The sequence below is a fragment of the Amycolatopsis benzoatilytica AK 16/65 genome, assembly GCF_000383915.1.
Classification (GTDB): domain Bacteria; phylum Actinomycetota; class Actinomycetes; order Mycobacteriales; family Pseudonocardiaceae; genus Amycolatopsis; species Amycolatopsis benzoatilytica.
Genome location: NZ_KB912942.1, coordinates 8,460,340 through 8,477,924, shown reverse-complemented (window position 1 = coordinate 8,477,924; position 17,585 = coordinate 8,460,340). Strand labels below are relative to the sequence as shown.

Annotated in this window: 17 protein-coding genes; 7 read left to right on the top strand and 10 right to left on the bottom strand. The window is 68.9% G+C overall.

Translation table 11 applies throughout. The annotated features are described in order from the left end of the window. Nucleotide 1 precedes the first annotated feature (1 nt). The 3 genes from AMYBE_RS0139680 to mshB are packed head-to-tail and all read right to left on the bottom strand — an operon-like array spanning nt 2 to nt 2,017. Entirely contained in the window at nt 2–790 is a 789-nt protein-coding gene (locus AMYBE_RS0139680; RefSeq protein ID WP_020664969.1) for a hypothetical protein, read from the bottom strand. Further along, nucleotides 783–1,184 (bottom strand): hypothetical protein, encoded by a 402-nt coding sequence (locus AMYBE_RS0139675; RefSeq protein ID WP_027928517.1) that lies wholly within the window; start codon nt 1,182–1,184, stop codon nt 783–785. The genes AMYBE_RS0139680 and AMYBE_RS0139675 overlap by 8 nt, the downstream gene beginning before the upstream one ends. Next, entirely contained in the window at nt 1,181–2,017 is an 837-nt protein-coding gene (gene mshB / locus AMYBE_RS0139670) for an N-acetyl-1-D-myo-inositol-2-amino-2-deoxy-alpha-D-glucopyranoside deacetylase (RefSeq protein ID WP_027928516.1), read from the bottom strand. The genes AMYBE_RS0139675 and mshB overlap by 4 nt, the downstream gene beginning before the upstream one ends. Nucleotides 2,018–2,655: 638 nt before the next feature. On the opposite strand from mshB, the gene AMYBE_RS0139665 reads away from it, so the two are divergent. The 5 genes from AMYBE_RS0139665 (at nt 2,656) to AMYBE_RS0139645 (ending at nt 8,655) form a co-directional block, all read left to right on the top strand. After that, the gene (locus AMYBE_RS0139665) at nt 2,656–4,404 is read left to right on the top strand and encodes an ABC transporter family substrate-binding protein (protein ID WP_027928515.1); all 1,749 of its coding nucleotides are present in this window, start codon (nt 2,656–2,658) and stop codon (nt 4,402–4,404) included. A gap of 187 nt (nt 4,405–4,591) precedes the next feature. Continuing rightward, nucleotides 4,592–5,572, top strand: a complete 981-nt coding sequence (locus AMYBE_RS0139660) for an ABC transporter permease (protein WP_020664965.1) — start codon at nt 4,592–4,594, stop codon at nt 5,570–5,572. Next, nucleotides 5,565–6,512 (top strand): ABC transporter permease, encoded by a 948-nt coding sequence (locus AMYBE_RS0139655; RefSeq protein ID WP_027928514.1) that lies wholly within the window; start codon nt 5,565–5,567, stop codon nt 6,510–6,512. The genes AMYBE_RS0139660 and AMYBE_RS0139655 overlap by 8 nt, the downstream gene beginning before the upstream one ends. After that, nucleotides 6,509–7,627 carry an ABC transporter ATP-binding protein gene (locus AMYBE_RS0139650; RefSeq protein ID WP_020664963.1) on the top strand — a complete coding sequence of 373 codons (1,119 nt, stop codon included), beginning with the start codon at nt 6,509–6,511 and terminating at the stop codon, nt 7,625–7,627. The genes AMYBE_RS0139655 and AMYBE_RS0139650 overlap by 4 nt, the downstream gene beginning before the upstream one ends. Beyond that, complete coding sequence (locus AMYBE_RS0139645) at nt 7,624–8,655, top strand: ABC transporter ATP-binding protein (RefSeq protein ID WP_020664962.1); 1,032 nt, start codon at nt 7,624–7,626, stop codon at nt 8,653–8,655. The genes AMYBE_RS0139650 and AMYBE_RS0139645 overlap by 4 nt, the downstream gene beginning before the upstream one ends. A gap of 77 nt (nt 8,656–8,732) precedes the next feature. Here the strand turns inward: AMYBE_RS0139645 and AMYBE_RS0139640 are convergent, their stop codons facing one another. Continuing rightward, nucleotides 8,733–10,436, bottom strand: coding sequence for an ABC transporter family substrate-binding protein (locus tag AMYBE_RS0139640; RefSeq protein ID WP_020664961.1), 1,704 nt, complete (start codon nt 10,434–10,436; stop codon nt 8,733–8,735). Nucleotides 10,437–10,677: 241 nt separating this feature from the next. Then, on the bottom strand, nt 10,678–12,606 hold the full coding sequence (gene typA / locus AMYBE_RS0139635) for a translational GTPase TypA (RefSeq protein WP_020664960.1): 1,929 nt from the start codon (nt 12,604–12,606) through the stop codon (nt 10,678–10,680). Nucleotides 12,607–12,830: 224 nt separating this feature from the next. Between typA and AMYBE_RS45560 the strand changes: the two genes are divergently transcribed. Beyond that, entirely contained in the window at nt 12,831–12,989 is a 159-nt protein-coding gene (locus AMYBE_RS45560; RefSeq protein ID WP_020664959.1) for a hypothetical protein, read from the top strand. Nucleotides 12,990–13,177: 188 nt separating this feature from the next. Here the strand turns inward: AMYBE_RS45560 and AMYBE_RS0139625 are convergent, their stop codons facing one another. Continuing rightward, nucleotides 13,178–13,480, bottom strand: coding sequence for a YciI family protein (locus AMYBE_RS0139625; RefSeq protein ID WP_020664958.1), 303 nt, complete (start codon nt 13,478–13,480; stop codon nt 13,178–13,180). Nucleotides 13,481–13,657: 177 nt separating this feature from the next. Here AMYBE_RS0139625 and trpS point away from each other — a divergent pair, with 177 nt between their 5' ends. Further along, nucleotides 13,658–14,650, top strand: a complete 993-nt coding sequence (gene trpS / locus AMYBE_RS0139620) for a tryptophan--tRNA ligase (protein WP_020664957.1) — start codon at nt 13,658–13,660, stop codon at nt 14,648–14,650. A gap of 50 nt (nt 14,651–14,700) precedes the next feature. On the opposite strand, the gene AMYBE_RS43620 is transcribed toward trpS, so the two are convergent. From AMYBE_RS43620 to AMYBE_RS0139600, 4 genes are read right to left on the bottom strand one after another with little or no spacing between them, the layout of a single operon-like run. Further along, complete coding sequence (locus tag AMYBE_RS43620; RefSeq protein WP_020664956.1) at nt 14,701–15,123, bottom strand: hypothetical protein; 423 nt, start codon at nt 15,121–15,123, stop codon at nt 14,701–14,703. After that, nucleotides 15,123–15,521 carry a (deoxy)nucleoside triphosphate pyrophosphohydrolase gene (locus AMYBE_RS0139610; RefSeq protein ID WP_020664955.1) on the bottom strand — a complete coding sequence of 133 codons (399 nt, stop codon included), beginning with the start codon at nt 15,519–15,521 and terminating at the stop codon, nt 15,123–15,125. Before AMYBE_RS0139610 ends, AMYBE_RS43620 begins: the two co-directional genes overlap by 1 nt. A gap of 23 nt (nt 15,522–15,544) precedes the next feature. Then, nucleotides 15,545–16,870, bottom strand: coding sequence for a sensor histidine kinase (locus AMYBE_RS0139605; protein ID WP_020664954.1), 1,326 nt, complete (start codon nt 16,868–16,870; stop codon nt 15,545–15,547). Further along, nucleotides 16,867–17,577, bottom strand: a complete 711-nt coding sequence (locus tag AMYBE_RS0139600) for a response regulator transcription factor (protein ID WP_020664953.1) — start codon at nt 17,575–17,577, stop codon at nt 16,867–16,869. The genes AMYBE_RS0139605 and AMYBE_RS0139600 overlap by 4 nt, the downstream gene beginning before the upstream one ends. Between the last annotated feature and the right edge of the window lie 8 nt (nt 17,578–17,585).

Here is a 17,585-nt window from a genome sequence, read left to right as displayed (position 1 = left end):
CTCAGGCCCATTCCCGATGGGCCATGAGCCACGCGTGCGCGCGTTTCCACACCTTCTTGAGGCCGGAGCGCTCGCCGAGATAATCGCCCGCCGCACCGACCACCGGCAGCATTCCGAGTGCCCGGTGCACCAATCGGCCGCGCGGGCGTTTTTCCAGTTCCTCGGTGATGCCCCAGAGCGAGCGGCCCAGCCGCCACAACGTCCCGGCGACCGCTTTCGCGGTGGCCTTGCCGTGCTTGCCGCGCGATTCGTCGAGCTCCTCGGTGAGTCGCGCGGTCTCACTGTCCTCTGCGGATTCCTCCGCCGCCGCGCGACCGACGCCCGAGGCGAGATCCGGGTCGATATCGCGCTCGAAGAGCACCGAGGCGATCAACCGGACCCGGCTGCCGACGTCGGTCACGCCGTACTCGCCGGCGATCGCGCACAGCACCAGCCCCTGCGACGCGGCGCCGAGGGTGTCCTGCACCGGCAGCCGGTCGGCGAGCGCTCCGCCGAGACCGGGGATCGAGGTCAGCAGCGCGGTGATCCGGCCGACCCGGTTGATCCACCAGCCGGCGCGCTGGTCGATGTCCATCGCCGCCCACGCTCCGGTGCCCGGCACCTTCACCGCGCTGAGCGTGTCGAGCATCTTCTTCTTGAACCCCTCGTCGGCTACCTCGTCCTCGCGCCGGGCGCGGGCTTGCAGACCGAACGGGTCGGATTCGCGCAGCGCGTCGAGCATCGGCGCGCAGGCGCGGACGAACGGCCGCAGCACCGCCACGACCTGACTGTCCGAAATGGCGTCAGCCACGGGCACTCCGTTTCGCCGCGGACTGGCCGAGGCCGCCGCCGAGGACGAGCGCGGCGGGCAGCGCGCTCACGCCGAGCAGGACCAGCGCGCGCCAGTCCTGGACGAGCACCACGTCGCCGCCCGGACCGAACAGGCCGACGCCGAACACGACGAGCACCCAGACCAGCAGAGGCACGAACGACAGCCCGGGCCGGACGAGCTTGCCAGTGGTCAAGACCAGCCAGGGCGTGGTGACCGCGCCGACGAGCGCGGTGATCGGCAGCGGGATTTCGCCGAGCGGGCCGACGCGCAGTGGCAAGAAGAACAGTTCGAGCAGAGCCAGCAGTACTGCATCGAACGCCAGCAGCACCAGCATCAGGACCTGGCCGCGGGTGAGCGGAGCGGACACCGTCACCACCCGCCGAAGAGGTCAGTCTCGGCACCGTGCGCGTCGCCGTGCGCGAGCACGAAGTACTCGGCGGCCGGGATCGGCTGGCCGACGTTGTTGGTGAGCGCGAAGTGCGCCACCGCGCCGTCGACCACGGTCAGCTGGGTCTCGTGCGCGCGCAGAGCGGCCAGCTTCGCCGGCCGGTGCGCGGAGATGTCGAGCACGGTGGTGATCTTGCCGTCCGGAGTGGACGGAAGCTCTCCGTCGTCGGCCACTCGGAACGGCGAGGTGCCGTCGGCGCGCAGTTCGGCGAGCCCGGCAGCGAGCGCGGCAGCGGACTGGACCACCTGGAAGACCCGCTGCACCGACGGGGCGCCGGGCGCGGCCGCCATGGTGATCTCGTGCGCGCGGATGTGGTCGGGATGGCCGTAGCCGCCGAAGGAGTCGTAGGTGATGACTACTTGCGGGGCGAAGTCCTCGATGAGCTCGCGCAGCTGAGTGGTCTGTTCCTCTGCCGAACCGCCGGTGAAGGCACGCGGGTGCTCGGCGGCCGGCGTGCCCGCCATGCCGGAATCACGCCATCGGCCGATACCGCCGAGGTACTCGTGGCGGATCGGGCCGAGGGCCGCGGCGGCGGCCGCCATCTCGCCGGCCCGGTACCCGCCGAGCTGATCGGCCTCCGCGGCGACCAGGTGCGCCAGCCGCGGCGGGACGATCTCGCCCTCCTCGCCGAGCGTGCAGGTCACCACGCACACCTCGGCGCCCTCGGCGGCGTACCGGGCGATGGCACCGCCGGTGGTGATGCTCTCGTCGTCCGGGTGCGCATGGACCAGCAGCAGCTTCCGCTTCACGCTCTCCAGGTTAATGACCGCCCGGTCCACGGCGAGCACAGCGACCCCCGGCGCGGCGTTCCGGGCCGGGAAGTCCCAGCGTGCACGGGAAAATGCACCCGCATCCCACCCCGTCGGACCGGCGTCCCGCAGCGTGGGCGTTCCGATAAGCGGAACGTTCCGCTGTTCGGAATCCCGGGATCAGGACGCAAGATGCTCGGCAACACCAACACTGACCGGCCCGCTGCGCCCGCGCGGCACAGCGGGCGCTCTCTTACGCTTCACGAGATCGGATCAATTTCTTGTCACTTCGGGTTCGGCGCGGCCGGGTGACTGCTCCATTCGCAGTGGCAGGTCCTATCGGACAGCGCAGTAATTGCCTGCCGAACGGGCTTGCCCTGAATGCCGAGCAGTCACCCGAACCGGTCGGCAATTCCGGTGATCAACTACGGCTAGTAGTCGATCAAGTGCGGAAACCGCGGTATCACCAGGGGTCTAGAGATCTCTGTTCCGCAACGATCTCACTGAGAGTGTCCGTATCGATAGGTTTGCCGTCTGTCCAATGCCTAAGTTTCACGGCTACGGTGAGCAACGCGATACACATCGGTGCTTGCGCGTCAGGTAGAGGTCGCCTCGCAACCCGCGACGGCGTTCAGCAAGGAGATTGAATGTTAGTGACGACTAGGTCGCGCGCCCTGAGTCTCGGCGCGTTCGTCGCGGGCGCGGCCCTTCTGCTCTCCGCGTGCGGCGGTGGCGGGGGCGGCAACAGCGCGGTGCAGACCGGACAGGCCTTCGCCGACTGCGACAAGAACCCGAACACCTGCAACTCGGCCACGGCCGACCAGCTGCAGCAGGGCGGCGACGTCAGCTACGTCCTGGAGAAGAACGTCCCGAACTGGAACGTCATCTCGGCCGAGGGCAACGTCTTCGAGACCGGCGAGGTCACGAAGGGCATCCTGCCTTACACCTTCTACTCGACCCCGGATCTCAAGCCGACGCTGAACAAGGACTTCGTCGAGTCGGCCGAGATCACCAGCACCAACCCGCAGACGGTGGTCTACAAGCTGAACCCGAAGGCGGTCTGGTCGGACGGCACGCCGTTCTCCGCGGACGACTTCATCTACAACTGGAAGGTCCAGAACGGCAAGGACTGCAAGGACTGCGCGGCAGCCAGCTCGGCTGGCTACGACCAGCTGAAGTCGGTCACCGGCTCGGACGGCGGCAAGACCGTCACCGCGGTGTTCGACAAGCCGTTCACCGACTGGAAGGTCCTCTGGAGCTCCGGCGGCGCGATGTACCCGGCGCACCTGGCGGCCCAGCACGGCGACATCAACACCCCGGCCGGCCTCGCCTCGTCGTTCAAGTGGTTCGGCGAGACCGTCCCGACCTGGTCCGGCGGCCCGTGGAAGATCACGAAGTTCGTCGCGAAGCAGTCGGTCACCGAGGTCCCCAACGAGAAGTGGTGGGGCAAGAAGCCGAACCTGAACAGCGTCATCTTCCGGATCATCACTGACGCGACCCAGGAACCGACCGCCCTGCAGAACAACGAGGTGCAGGTCATCTACCCGCAGCCGCAGGTGGACATGGTCAACCAGATCAAGAACATGCCGAACATCTCCTCCTACATCGGCCTGGGCCTGACCTGGGAGCACTTCGACTTCAACCTGAAGAACCCGGCGCTGGCCTCGAAGCCGCTGCGCCAGGCGCTGTTCACCGCGGTGAACACGAAGGACATGATCGCCAAGACGGTCGGCCAGTTCACCAACAAGGTCACCCCGCTGGGCAACCACAACTTCGTGCCGCAGCAGACCGGCTTCAAGGACGTGGTGTCCTCGACCGGCCAGGGTTCCGGCGACCTCGACAAGGCCAAGAAGATCCTGACCGACGCGGGCTACAAGCTGGCCAACAACCAGCTGACCGACCCGAGCGGCAAGCCGGTCCCCGAGCTGCGCATGCGCTACACCGTCGGCAACCAGATCCGCCAGAACGAGTGCGAGCTGTTCGCGAAGACCGCGGCCCAGCTCGGCGTCAAGATCAAGATCGAGACCACTGACGACCTCGGTCAGACCACCACCAGCGGCGACTACGACGTCATCGTGTTCGCCTGGGTCGCCTCGCCGTACCCGTTCGCCGGCGCGATCCAGAACTGGGGCACCGGCCAGGGCAACAACTACGGCAAGTACTCCAACCCGCAGGTCGACCAGCTGATGGCGCAGGCCAACGCCGAGACCGACCAGACCAAGGCGGCGGACCTGCTCAACAAGTCCGACCAGATCATGACCGACGACGCGTACGTGCTTCCGCTGTACCAGAAGCCGACCATCATCGCGTCGTCGGACAAGATCGCGAACATCCGCAACAACTCGACGCTCGACGCGCCGGTTTACAACATGCAGGAGTGGGGCATCCGGAAGTGATCAACACCCGGTAGATTCCCGCTGGACAACCGGTGAAGGGCCGGCCGACAAGCCGGCCCTTCACCGTATCCGCGAACAACCGCCCGTTTAATTCCCGAACACCACGATTGCCCCGTTTCGTCGCCGAGGCCCTGCCCCCACAAGCGGCGGGCGCTGGCAGAACACCGTCCAGAGCAGGAAGACCTCCATGCTTGCCTTCGCACTGCGCCGGCTTTTCGTCTCGGTGCCGATCCTCATCGTGTCGACGTTCGTCGTCTTCGTGATGGTGTCGCTTTCGGCCAACCCGTTGACCCCGCTGATCGCGAGAAACCCGCCGCCGCCCCCGCGCACCATCGAGCTCGAACGCATCCGGCTGCACCTCGACCAGCCGATCCTCGAACGCTATTGGCACTGGATCACCGGCGTGCTGCACGGTGACTTCGGCCCCTCGGTCCAGTCCACCATGAACATCGGCAGCGAGGTGATCACCCGGTTCGGGGTGACCCTGCGGCTGATCGTGCTCGCCATGGTCGTGGCCCTGATCCTCGCCGTGATCATCGGCGTGGTCAGCGCGTCCAAGCAGTACTCCAAGTTCGACTACACCGCGACGTTCTTCGGCTTCCTGTTCCTGTCGATGCCGTCGTTCTGGTTCGCCCTCGTCCTGAAGCAGATCGGCATCTCGATCAACACCACGGTGGGCGATCAGGTCTTCTACACGATCGGCTCCTCGTCGGTGATCACCACCGGCGGGTTCTGGAACCAGTTCACCGACGTGCTCGGCCACCTCATCCTGCCGACCATCTCGCTGGCGCTCACCAGCTACGCGGCCTGGAGCCGATACCAGCGCGCCTCGATGCTCGAAGTGCTCAACAGCGACTACGTGCGCCTCGCCCGGGCCAAGGGCCTGCCGCGCTGGACGGTGACCCGCAAGCACGCGCTGCGCAACGCCCTGATCCCGCTGACCACGGTGACCGCGCTCGACATCGGTTCGATCCTCGGCGGTGCGGTGGTGACCGAAACCGTGTTCCAGTGGCAGGGCGCCGGCGCGTTCCTGCTGGACGCGATCAAGGGCAGTGACGTCTACGCGGTCGAAGCATGGCTGCTGATCGCCGCCACGTTCATCATCCTGCTCAACCTGGTAGCCGACCTGCTCTACGGCCTGCTCGACCCGAGGATCCGCTATGCCTGAGACAACCCCTGACCTGCCTACCGGCTCGGATTCCCGGTTGCAGACCGCGACCACTCCCGGCTCTGCCCCCGACCGCGAGTTCACCGTCAAGGAGCGCAGCCAGGCGCAGCTGGTCTTCCGGCGGTTCCTGCAGCACCGGCTCGCGATGATCAGCCTCGTCGTGTTCATCCTGATCATCCTGTTCGCCTACGTGGGCGCGGCGATCTGGAAGTACGACGCCGCCACCATCACCGAGCAGAACTCGGCCCCGCCTTCCGGCGAGCACCCGTTCGGCACCGACGCGGTCGGCCACGACACGCTCGCCCAGGTGATGCGCGGGACGCAGATCTCGCTGCAGATCTCGATCATGGTGGCGATCTTCGCGACCGTCGTCGGCACCATCTGGGGCTCGATCGCCGGCTACTACCGCGGCTGGATCGACACGATCCTGATGCGGATCGCCGACCTGGTGCTGACCCTGCCGCTGCTCGCGGTGGCTGCGGTGCTGGGCCACCAGTCCGGCGGCACCTGGTGGCTGATCGCGGTCGTCATCGCCGGCCTGTACTGGGCGTACGTGTCCCGGGTCGCCCGCGGCGTCGTGCTTTCGCTGCGGGAGAAGGAGTTCATCGAGGCGTCGAAGGCGCTCGGCGCGAGCGACAGCCGGATCATCTTCCGGCACCTGGTGCCGAACGCGCTGGGCGCGATCATCGTCAACCTGACGATCCTCGTGTCGATCGCGATCCTGCTGGAGACGGCGCTGTCGTTCCTCGGCTTCGGCGTGCAGCCGCCGGACACCTCGCTCGGCCTGCTCGTGAGCTCCGCGCAGACGGCGATCGACACCCGCCCGTGGCTGTTCTACTTCCCGGGCATTTTCATCATCCTGATCGCACTGACGATCAACTTCATCGGGGACGGCCTGCGGGACGCGTTCGACCCCCAGCAGACGAAGGTGCGCGCATGACCCAGTACGACTCCAAGGCGCCCGGCGGTGATCCCGTCCTGGTCGTGGAGGATCTGACCGTCCAGTTCCCGACCGCCGACGGCCTGGTCAACGCCGTGCGCGGGGTGAACTACCAGCTGCGACGCGGCGAGGTGCTGGGCATCGTCGGCGAATCCGGGTCCGGCAAGTCGGTGACCTCGCTCGCGGTGATGGGCCTGCTGCCGAAGACCGCGAAGGTGTCCGGCTCGATCCGGTTCGGCGGCAAGGAGCTGCTGAAGGCGAGCGAGAAGGAGCTGAACACCGTCCGGGGCAAGGGCATCGCGATGGTGTTCCAGGACCCGATGACGTCGCTGAACCCGGTGTACACGGTGGGCGACCAGATCGCCGAGGCGATCACCGCGCACCACGACGTGCGCAAGGACGTGGCGAAGAAGCAGGCGATCGACCTGCTCGACCTGGTCCGCATCCCGAACCCGAAGCAGCGCGCGGACGAGTACCCGCACCAGCTGTCCGGCGGCATGCGCCAGCGCGTGGTGATCGCGATCGCGATGGCCAACAACCCGGACGTGATCATCGCGGACGAGCCGACCACCGCGCTCGATGTGACGGTGCAGGCGCAGATCCTGGAGGCGCTGGCCGCCGCGCAGAAGGAAACCGGCGCGGCGATGGTGCTGATCACCCACGACCTCGGCGTGATCGCCGGCGCGGCGGACCGGGTGCACGTGATGTACGCCGGCCGGGTGGTCGAATCCGGCACCGTCGACGACATCTTCTACACCCCGCGGATGCCCTACACGCTGGGCCTGCTCGGCAGCCTGCCGCGGCTGGACGTGAAGACCGAACGGCTCACCCCGATCACCGGTTCGCCGCCTGCCACGACGAACATGCCGCCGGGCTGCCCGTTCAGCCCGCGCTGCCCGCTGGCGCAGCCGATCTGCGACGAGGAAGAGCCGCCGCTGGTCCCCGGCCCGGGCGGCAACCGCGCCGCTGCCTGCCACTTCACCGAGCAGGTGGTCGGCAAGAAGCCGGCTGATCTGTTCAGCGCCACCGCGGCCGACACGACGGCCGTTCCGGTCGAGGTCGACCTCATCGCCGAGGACGCGGACCTCGCGAGCAACACGGAGAAGAGCGAATGAGCGAGGCCACGGCGGAGAAGGCGCCCGTCCTCTCGGCGAAGAACCTGGTGAAGCACTTCCCGATCCGCAGCGGCGGCCTGATCCGCCGCCAGGCGGGAGCGGTGCAGGCGGTGTCGGACGTGTCGTTCGACATCTACCCGCACGAAACCCTGGCCCTGGTCGGCGAGTCCGGCTGCGGCAAGTCGACCACCGCCCGGATCGCGCTCGCGCTGCAGCCGCTCACCGGCGGCACGGTGACCTACGAGGGCCGGGATCTGGCGAAGATGTCGAAGCGCGAACTGCAGCGGCTGCGGCGCAGCATGCAGATCGTGTTCCAGGACCCGTACGCCTCGGTGGACCCGCGGCTGCCGGTGAACGAGATCATCGCCGAACCGCTGCGCATCCACGGCCTCTACGACCAGGGCGGCCGGCAGCAGGTCCGCGATCTGATGAAGACCGTCGGCCTGCGCCCGGAACACGGAAACCGCTTCCCGCACGAGTTCTCCGGCGGTCAGCGCCAGCGCATCGGCATCGCCCGCGCATTGGCGCTGAAGCCGAAGGTGCTGGTGCTGGACGAGCCGGTGTCGGCCTTGGACGTCTCGATCCAGGCCGGTGTGCTGAACCTGCTGAAGGACCTGCAGGCGGAACTGGGCTTGTCGTACCTGTTCGTCTCGCACGACCTCTCGGTGGTGCGGCACGTGGCCGACCGCATCGCGGTGATGTACCTGGGCAAGATCGTGGAGACGGCGGCCTCGGAGGATCTCTTCGAGAACCCGGCGCACCCCTACACCCAGGCGCTGATCTCGGCGATCCCGGTGCCGGACCCGCACAAGGAACGCACCCGCCAGCGCATCGTGATCACCGGCGACGTGCCCAGCCCGGCCAACCCGCCGTCGGGCTGCCGGTTCCGGACCCGCTGCCCGAAGTTCGCGAACCAGCTGGACGACGCCGGCCGCGAAAAGTGCAAGACCGAAGAGCCGGCCTTGGTGGACCGCGGACAGCACCACCCGGTCGCGTGTCACTTCGCGGAGAGCCTGCAGCTGATCTGATCCGCGCCAAGTCCGTGAAGGGCCCGTTGAGGGAATCTGATTCCCTCAACGGGCCCTTCACGGCTTTTCGGCCGGACTCAAGCCGCCCCGCGTGTCCAGTTCACCGCTCCCCCGAACGGCCCCAGCATCGGCGGTCCAGGCGTCAGCCCGGAGATCCCCTTCCCAACCGCCAGTGTCTCCGCCTCCTGATAGAGCGGCACCACCGCGTTCAACGCCCACAGCTGCGGTTCCAGCGTCTTCAGCGAGTCCGCCAGCGCTGCCGAACCGGTCAACGCCGAGTCAATGGTGGCCTGCAGCCCCTCGTCGCACAGCCCGGCCGGATTGGCCGGCACGACCGGCTTGGTCTTGTCCGCGCCGGGTGCCTCAGCCGCGCATCCGAATGACGACGCCAGCACTGAAGCCGCATCCCCGCCCACGGGCAATCCCGCCACCGCTATGTCGACGCCCACCGCGCCGCCGGCGTCCGCCCCGGGCTGCTGCTTTCCGTTCACCACCGGCATCGCCAGCAAGGAAGAGAACAGATCTCGCGGCTGCGGCTTGATCTGGTTGACCTCGATCCCGCCGGCGACCAGTTCCGCCGCCAATTCCTTGGCGATGGACGCATACGGCTCCTGCTCTCCCGGAGAAGCGAGCACCACCGACAATGTCTTCCCGGCCTTGCGCCACACCCCGGCTTCCTTCTTGTACCCGGCCGCGGTGAAGTACTCGTCCGCTTTGGCCGCGTCCGGTGCCGAAGGCGGCCCGGCCGGAATGGTCGCCGCGTACCCCTTGGCGGACGGCGGCAGCACCTGCGCGTCTGCCTTCAACGCCGCTCCCGGCCCGCCTTTCGCCCCAGCCGCGATCAGCTTGCCCCGGTCCATCAGCGCCGTGATCCCGGCTCGGACCCGGGTGTCCGACAGCGTCGCGCTGACCGGTCGCAACAGCACCGACGCCGTCATCGGCCGGGCCAATGCGTGCAGCTGCACCGCCGACCCGAGGTCGTTCAGCAGCTGCAGCCCGGCCGAATCCGTCCGGGTCAGTGAGAACTGGTCATTCCCGCTCCGCAGCGCGGTCGCGATCCCCGCCGCGTCCGACCGGCGGAGGATCAACGTGTCCACCGCGGCCGGCTTCTCCCAGTACCGGTCGTTGCGCTGCAGGGTCGCCTCGCCGCGCGCGGTGTCGATCGTCTTGATCGCGAACGGTCCCGCCACCGCCGGGAAACTGTTCGCCAGCGCGCCGTTCCAGCCGCCCGGCGCGTCCTTGAGCAGGTGCTGCGGCAGCAGGTTGTCGAACAGCGTCTGCCATCCCGGGTACGGCTTGCTGAAAGTGACCTCGACGCCCTTGCCGCCGTCTCGCGGTTCGATGTCGGAGATCAGCCGGTAGCCGGCCGGCTCGATCACGCCGGGATTGGTCTTCATCGCGTTCGCGAGGTAGATGAAGTCTTCGGTGGCGATCGGCGCGCCGTCCGACCAGGAGGCATCCGGCCGGATCACGTACTTCACGGTGAACGGCATCGTCGACACGACGTCGGCGGAGACCATGAGCGTCTTGTCCAGCGTGCGGGTGCCGTCGTCGGACTGCCGGAACACCGAGGGCAGCAGCAGCTGCGACAGCGCCGAGGTGATCGTGGACGCATCGGCGATGGTGTGCGGGTTGTAGCCGCCGACCACGTCGTCCACGCCGACCACGATCTGCGACTGCGCGGCCGGGGAGGCGGTGCTCGACGGCGGCGCTGACGAGACCACCGGGGGCGGCGGCGTGTTCGAGCACCCGGCGAGCAGGATCCCCGCCAGCGCGAGCACCGGCCCAAGCCGGCGTCCGAATCGCACCCTCGTCCTCCTGAAGTTCTGCCTGCTCCACGGTCCGAGCGGACATGCTGCCACGCCGGGCGGGAGCAGGCACCGAGATTCCCATATCCGCCGCGACTCTGTGACACCGGAGTGGATACCGCCATCAGGGGGACGTGCGAAGCACCGGCCGGGTTCATGCGAAAGGGCGCCTTCCCTGCCGGAAGGCGCCCTTTCGTCGTGTGCCAGGACCTGGTCAGCTGTTGTCGCGGCTCTTGGCCCGCGAACGCTCCTTGGCCCGGGTGTTGATGTCGAGCGTGACCTTGCGGACCCGGACGACCTCCGGCGCGACCTCGACGCACTCGTCGCTGGCGCAGAACTCCAGCGCCTCTTCCAGGCTGAGCTTGCGCGGCCGGGCCAGCGTCTCCATCACGTCGGCGGAGGACTGACGCATGTTGGTCAGCTTCTTCTCCTTGGTGATGTTGATGTCGAGGTCCTCGAACCGCGGGTTCTCGCCCACGACCATGCCCTCGTACACCTCGGCGCCCGGCTCCACGAAGAACGTGCCGCGGTCGGCGAGCTGGATCATCGCGTACGCGGTGATCGGGCCGGAACGGTCGGCGACCAAGGAGCCGCTGTGCCGGGTGCGGATCTCGCCCGCCCACGGGAAGTAGCCCTCGAACACGTGGTTCGCGATGCCGGTGCCGCGGGTTTCGGTGAGGAAGTCGGTGCGGAAGCCGATGAGACCGCGCGAGGGCAGCACGTAGACCAGCTTGATCCGGCCGGTGCCGTTGCCGCTCATGTCCTCCATGCGGCCCTTGCGGGACGCGAGCAGCTGCGTGATCGCGCCGAGGTGCTCCTCGGGCGAGTCGATGTAGAGGCGCTCGAACGGCTCGTGCAGCTTGCCGTCGATGGTGCGCAGCACCACCTGCGGCTTGCCGACGGTCAGCTCGAAGCCCTCGCGGCGCATCTGCTCGACCAGGATGGCCAGCGCCAGCTCGCCACGGCCCTGCACCTCCCAGGTGTCCGGGCGCTCGGTCGGCAGGACGCGGATCGAGACGTTGCCGATCAGCTCCTGGTCCAGGCGGGCCTTCACCAGCCGGGCGGTGACCTTGTCGCCGCCGTTGCGGCCGGCCAGCGGCGAGGTGTTGACGCCGATGGTCATCGAGATGGCCGGCTCGTCGACGGTGATCCGGGGCAGCGCCACCGGGTTCTCCGCGTCGGCGAGGGTGTCGCCGATGGTGATGTCCGGGATGCCCGCGATCGCGACCAGTTCGCCCGCGCTGGCCTCGGCCGCCGGGACGCGGGTGAGCGCCTCGGTGACGAGCAGTTCGGAGATCCGGACGTTCTGCACTGTGCCGTCTTCGCGCATCCAGGCCACCGTCTGGCCCTTGCGGAGCTTGCCGGCGTGGATGCGGATCAGCGCGATGCGGCCGAGGAAGTTCGACGCGTCGAGGTTGGTGACCAGCGCCTGCAGCGGGGCGTCCAGGTCCGCGGCCGGGGCCGGGACGTGCTGGAGCAGGGTCTCGAACAGCGGGTCCAGGTTCTCGCTGTCGGGCAGGCCGCCATCCTCCGGCTGGGTCAGCGACGCCTTGCCGGCGCGCGCCGAGGCGTAGACGACCGGCAGGTCGAGGATCGCGTCGTGGTCGGCGTCCTCGATGTCGCTCGCGAGGTCGAGCAGCAGGTCGTGGGTCTCCTCGACGACCTCGGAGATCCGCGCGTCCGGCCGGTCGACCTTGTTGACGAGCAGGATGACCGGCAGCTTCGCCTCGAGCGTCTTGCGCAGCACGAAGCGGGTCTGCGGCAGCGGGCCCTCGCTCGCGTCGACGAGCAGCACGACGCCGTCGACCATGGACAGGCCGCGCTCGACCTCGCCGCCGAAGTCGGCGTGCCCCGGGGTGTCGATCACGTTGATGGTGACCGTGCCCTCGGGGGTCTGCCGCCGGATCGAGGTGTTCTTCGCGAGAATGGTGATGCCCTTTTCCCGCTCGAGCTCGCCCGAGTCCATCACCCGGTCGACGACCTCGGCCCGCTCGGCGAACGCGCCGGACTGGCGGAGCATGGCGTCGACCAGCGTGGTCTTGCCGTGGTCGACGTGGGCGACGATCGCGACGTTGCGCAGGTCGGGCCGGGTCTTGCCGGACGCGCGGCCGGTTTCGACCGCGGTGGCGCTGGCTGCGGGCACGCGAGGACTCCTGAACTTCGAAAGAATTAAGGCGGGTGGCGCCGCGCGGCGGACGGGATGACGGGCACCGGACACTGCGACCGGCTCTCGCTGACCGGCTCTGGCCACACGCGGACTTAAACCAGGATACCTGCTGGCCCGGTGTGAGGAGCGCCACGCCCCATGATCGGTTAGGCTCACCTAACCTTAAGCGGAGTGTTCGCGGCCGTCGGTGAGGAGTTCAGGTGGGCAAGAAGCAGCCGGACGACCCCCGGGCAGTGGTGCGCAAACTGATGAAGGCCGGGAAGGTCAAGAAGAAGTGCTGCCGGTCGAAGGACCGCTGCAAGAAGTGCCCGGTGCTGGCATTGAAGAAGGCCAAGGTTCAGGTGGCCAAGGCGGCTTGAGCGGTCCTCGCCGCCGGTGGAACCCCAAGTCCGTGACCGGGTCCTCTGAGGACCGCTGAGTCCGTGACCGGGTCCTCTGAGGCCCGCCGAGTCCGTGAAGGGCCCCTTGCGGGAATCCAAGTCCCGCAAGGGGCCCCTGAGGGAACCCAAGTCCCGGAAGGGGCCCTTCACGGACATGCCGGCGCGGGTTAGCTGTTGTCCAGGATTTCGTTGACCAGGCCTAGTTCCGGGGCGGTCCGGGTCGGCGAGAACTCGATGATTTCGTAGCTGGCCAGGCCCTTGATCGCGAACGGGTCGGCGGCGAGGATGGCGTCCAGGTTCGCGCGGTCCATCGGGCGGGTGATGATCACCCCGCCGATGCGCGGGTTCTGGCGGCCGGAGGCCAGGAAGTGGCCGTCGTCGTACTGCTTCGACAGCCATTCGACGTGGTCTGGCATCGCTTGGTCGATCTCGTCCAGCGGAGCGGTGTAAGTGAGCACTACGACGAACATGGTTTGAAGGTAGTCCGGTGCTAGACTCGCCGCATGCGTTTCCAGAGCACCCAGTGGTGGCCGCCTTCCGGCGGCCCGTTCGCTCTGCGCTGATCCAGCACAGGCCGCCCCGGGTGGGCGGCTTTTTTGTGCCTGCTCCCCGGGGCGTGCCACCCGCCCAGGGAGAGGAACCTCACGATGGTCCAGCTGTCCGGCATCACCCCGTCCGGCCACGCCCAGCTCGGCAACTACCTCGGCGCGCTGCGCCGGTGGGCAGCCGACGGCGGTCCGGACGACCTGTACTTCGTCTCCGATCTGCATGCGATGACCACCGCGCACAACCCGGCCAGACTGCGTTCGCTCGCCACCGAGCAGCTAGCCGTGCTCGTCGCCGCCGGAGTCGCGCCGGAACGGTTGTTCGTGCAGTCCGATCTGGTGCGCGAGCTGGGAGCGTTGACCTGGGTCCTGGAATGCACCTGTGCCTACGGCGAGGCCGCGCGGATGATCCAGTTCAAGGAGAAGTCCGCGGCGCGAAGCACCTCCGTCGAGGGCGGCGGCCAGGCCGGAGTCCGGCTGAGCCTGCTCACCTATCCGGTGCTGATGGCGGCGGACATCCTCGCCGTGGGCGCGGACGAGGTGCCGGTCGGCGAGGACCAGCGGCAGCACGTCGAACTGGCGCGCACGCTCGCCCGCCGGTTCAACTCCACCTACGGGGAGGTGTTCGTGGTCCCCGAGGCCACGCTGCCGCCGGCCGGAGCACGGGTGCGAGATCTTGCCGAACCGACGCGGAAGATGTCGAAGTCGGCGGAGAACTCCGCCGGGGTCGTGTTCGTCCTCGACGAACCGGACCAGATCCGGCGCAAGGTCCGGCGGGCGCGCACCGACGGCGATTCGGCGCCGGTGTACGACCCGGAGAACCGGCCTGGCGTCTCGAACCTGCTGGACATCCTCGCCGCCTGCGCGGGCGGCGATCCGGCCCAGCTGGCGGACAAGTACCCGTCGTACGGGGTGCTCAAGGACGCGGTCGCGGACGCGGTGATCGAGGAGCTGCGTCCGGTCCGGGATGGGACGCTCGCGTTGCTGGACGACGTCGGCGAACTGGAACGGATCCGCAAGGCGGGTGCGGAGCGGGCGACCGAGCGCAGCGCGCACCGGGTTTCGGCGGCGTTGCGGATGGTCGGCGCGGCTTGAAGGGCCTCGTGAGCGGCTGGTCTGGTGCGCGGGCCAGCCGCTCACGGAGGTCAGTCCCAGCCGAGCGTCCGCACCCGGAAACCGGCGGGGACCGCGGGCACCTCGCAGAAGTCGTTCTCCGGGTAGGAAAAGCCTTCCCACACCGGCTCCGCTTCGAGACCGTCGAGCCAGGTGTCGAGAGCCGCGTCGGACAGTTCCGCGCAGATCGCGACCGACTCGGCCGCCAGCCCGTCGTAACCGTCCTCGAACATCTCCTCGTGCAGCTGAACGCGCACCCAGGCGACCGCCGGATCGGCCGCCAGCGCGGTGAGGCGGGCGGCGATCTCGGCCAAGTCCGGGCGGCCGTAGCCGACCTGGTTCGGGGCGATCGAATCCTCGGCCGTGTTTCCGGCGAAGAACTCCTCGACGGTCAGCAGCGGAATGCGATCAGCCCCGGCCGCGGAGAGCGCCAGCACGGCGTCTCGGGTCAGCATCAGCCGGCCTCGCGCACCAGATCATGCAGCGCGGGCAACAGATCCCGATCCGCCGGCAGCCAGTCGAGGCTGTCCAGTTCGTCCTCGCCGACCCAGCGCAGCGCGGTGTGCTCCACCGCGCGCGGCTCGTCGCCCGGGGACAGCAGCGCCGCGGCGTACACCCGCAGGACTTTTCCGCCCGGCAGCGGCACTTCCGGCCCGACCCGGCCGCCGACAGTGACCACCACGTCCAGCTCTTCCTGGCATTCCCTGGCCAAGGCGAAGGCCTCAGTCTCGTCCGCTTCGACGCGCCCGCCCGGCAATTCCCACTGGCCCGCGTGATGCGGCGGCCAGGCCCGCTGCTGGGCAAGCAGCTTGCCGTCGCGCACCAGTGCCGCCCCGACGATGACCGCTTCCATGCGCCCAGTCTCCCTCACCGGGGTCACCGGTCCGCTCCGGCCCGCCAGGTGACCTCGAACCGCGCGCCGCCGTCCGGGGACTCGCCCACCCGGACCTGGCCTCCCCGGCGGCGCACCGTTTCGGCGACCATCGCCAGGCCCAGCCCGGTTCCGCCGGAGGACCGGGCGCGGTCGTCGGCCACCCGGTAGAACCGGTCGAAGACCTTGCCGCGGTGCTCGGGCGCGATGCCTGGTCCGTCGTCGTCGACCACGACCCGCACCTTCGACCGCGAAGCCAGCACGGACACCACGATCTGCCCGGTCGCGTACCGGCAGGCGTTGCGCAGCAGGTTGTCCAGCACCAGTTCGACTTCCTGATGCGCGGCGGAAGCCCAAGCTTGCGCGACCGTGGTGCTCACCCGGGTGTCCGGCGCTCCGGCGGGCAGCCGGCGCACCGCGGCGCGGACCTCCGACACCACCTCGACCGGTTCCGCGGGCGGCACTTCGCCCGCGTCGGAGCGGGCCAGCGACAACAGGCCGTCCAGCAGGCCGGACAGCCGCTCGGCCTCGGCGAGGATGTCCGACAGCGTTTCCTGCGCCAGCTCGGGATCCGGGTTCGTCACCGCCACCTCGGCCTGCACCCGGATCGACGCGACCGGCGAGCGCAGTTCGTGCGCGGCGTCTCCGGTGAACCGGCGCAGCCGCTGGCTCACCTCTTCCTGCCGTTCGAGCAGCGCGTTGAATTCCTCGGCCAGCGCGCGCATTTCGTCGTGCGACGTCGGCAGCGGCAACCGGGCACCGGGCGGCAGCACGCGAACCAGACCGCGCATCCGCGCGACCGGTCGCAGCGCGAGCCGGACGACCAGCCAGGTCGCCAGACCAGCGACTAGCGCGCCGATGAGAGCGACCAGGATCAGCCAAAGCCCGCCGTAGTGCACCGCCGCGGCGAAGCCGACCAAACCAGCGCCGGCGACGACCAGCCGTTGGCTGCCGTCCGGGGCACTCGCTACTTGTCCGCGCCAGCGCGAACCGTCGGTCTGCACCGGCAGACCGGCTTTGAGCCGGGAGACTTCCGGCGCGGACAGCTTCGGCCGGGGCTGGCCGTCCAGCGGCGCGCCGGAAATGTCCAGCACCCGCACTTGCACCGGGTCCGCCGAGCTGAGCGGCTTGCCGAGGGCGACCTCGCTGGTCGCCGGGTCGAGCGCGAGGACCAGCTCCTTGTCGACCGAGTCGGTGAGCAGCGGTTCCAGCCGGTTCGCGGCCAACGCGGCGAGCCCGAGCAGACAGCCGAGGGTGATCGCGGCGGCCAGCACGGTGATCCGCACCTGCAGGGAGCGGCCGCTCCACCACGACGACGGCGAGGCGGTCACCTGACCTCGTCGAGCTGGTCGTCCGACGCCAGATAGCCATGCCCGCGCACGGTTCGCAGCAGCGATCCGGCGCCGACCGCGTCGAGCTTGCGGCGCACGTAACCGACATACACCTCGACGAGATTGCGCGTGACGGCTTGTTCCTCGCCCCACACCGCGCGCAGCAGCTCGTCCTTCGTGACCACCGTCCCGGCCCGGCCGACCAGCACCTCCAGCAACGCGAACTCGCGTGGGCTCAGCGGCACTTCTTCGCCGTTCCAATGCACCTGCCGCAACGCCCGGTCGACCTCCAGCGCACCGAGTTTCAGCGTGCCGCGCGACGCGCCCGGCCCGGCGCGGCGCAGCACCGCGCGCACCTGCGCGACCAGCACGACGAAGGAGAACGGCTTCACCAGGTACCCGTCGGCACCGAGGTCGAGGCCGTCGGCCTGGTCGATCTCGCCGTCCTTCGCGGACACCAGCAGCACTGGCGTGGTCACGTTCTCCGCGCGCAGCCGTTCCAGCACCCGGTAGCCGGACAGACCGGGCAGCATGATGTCCAGCAGCACGACGTCGAACGAACCGGTGCGGGCGAGCTGCAGCCCGGTCGGCCCGTCCGCGGCGGTGACCACGTCCATGTCCTCCGCGCGCAGGCCGCGCTGCAGCGCTTTCCGTACGCCTGGTTCGTCGTCGACCACCAGCACCCGAGGTTTCACGATCCTCATCATGGCGCGTT

Excerpts from the sequence above, each read along its gene's own strand:
- AMYBE_RS0139665 (WP_027928515.1), top strand. The coding sequence starts at position 2,656 with ATGTTAGTGACGACTAGGTCGCGCGCCCTGAGTCTCGGCGCGTTCGTC.
- AMYBE_RS0139625 (WP_020664958.1), bottom strand. The coding sequence starts at position 13,480 with ATGTTCGTCGTAGTGCTCACTTACACCGCTCCGCTGGACGAGATCGAC.
- AMYBE_RS43620 (WP_020664956.1), bottom strand. The coding sequence starts at position 15,123 with ATGCTGACCCGAGACGCCGTGCTGGCGCTCTCCGCGGCCGGGGCTGAT.
- AMYBE_RS0139650 (WP_020664963.1), top strand. The coding sequence starts at position 6,509 with ATGACCCAGTACGACTCCAAGGCGCCCGGCGGTGATCCCGTCCTGGTC.
- AMYBE_RS0139610 (WP_020664955.1), bottom strand. The coding sequence starts at position 15,521 with ATGGAAGCGGTCATCGTCGGGGCGGCACTGGTGCGCGACGGCAAGCTG.
- AMYBE_RS0139660 (WP_020664965.1), top strand. The coding sequence starts at position 4,592 with ATGCTTGCCTTCGCACTGCGCCGGCTTTTCGTCTCGGTGCCGATCCTC.
- AMYBE_RS0139655 (WP_027928514.1), top strand. The coding sequence starts at position 5,565 with ATGCCTGAGACAACCCCTGACCTGCCTACCGGCTCGGATTCCCGGTTG.
- trpS (WP_020664957.1), top strand. The coding sequence starts at position 13,658 with ATGGTCCAGCTGTCCGGCATCACCCCGTCCGGCCACGCCCAGCTCGGC.
- AMYBE_RS0139645 (WP_020664962.1), top strand. The coding sequence starts at position 7,624 with ATGAGCGAGGCCACGGCGGAGAAGGCGCCCGTCCTCTCGGCGAAGAAC.
- AMYBE_RS0139600 (WP_020664953.1), bottom strand. The coding sequence starts at position 17,577 with ATGATGAGGATCGTGAAACCTCGGGTGCTGGTGGTCGACGACGAACCA.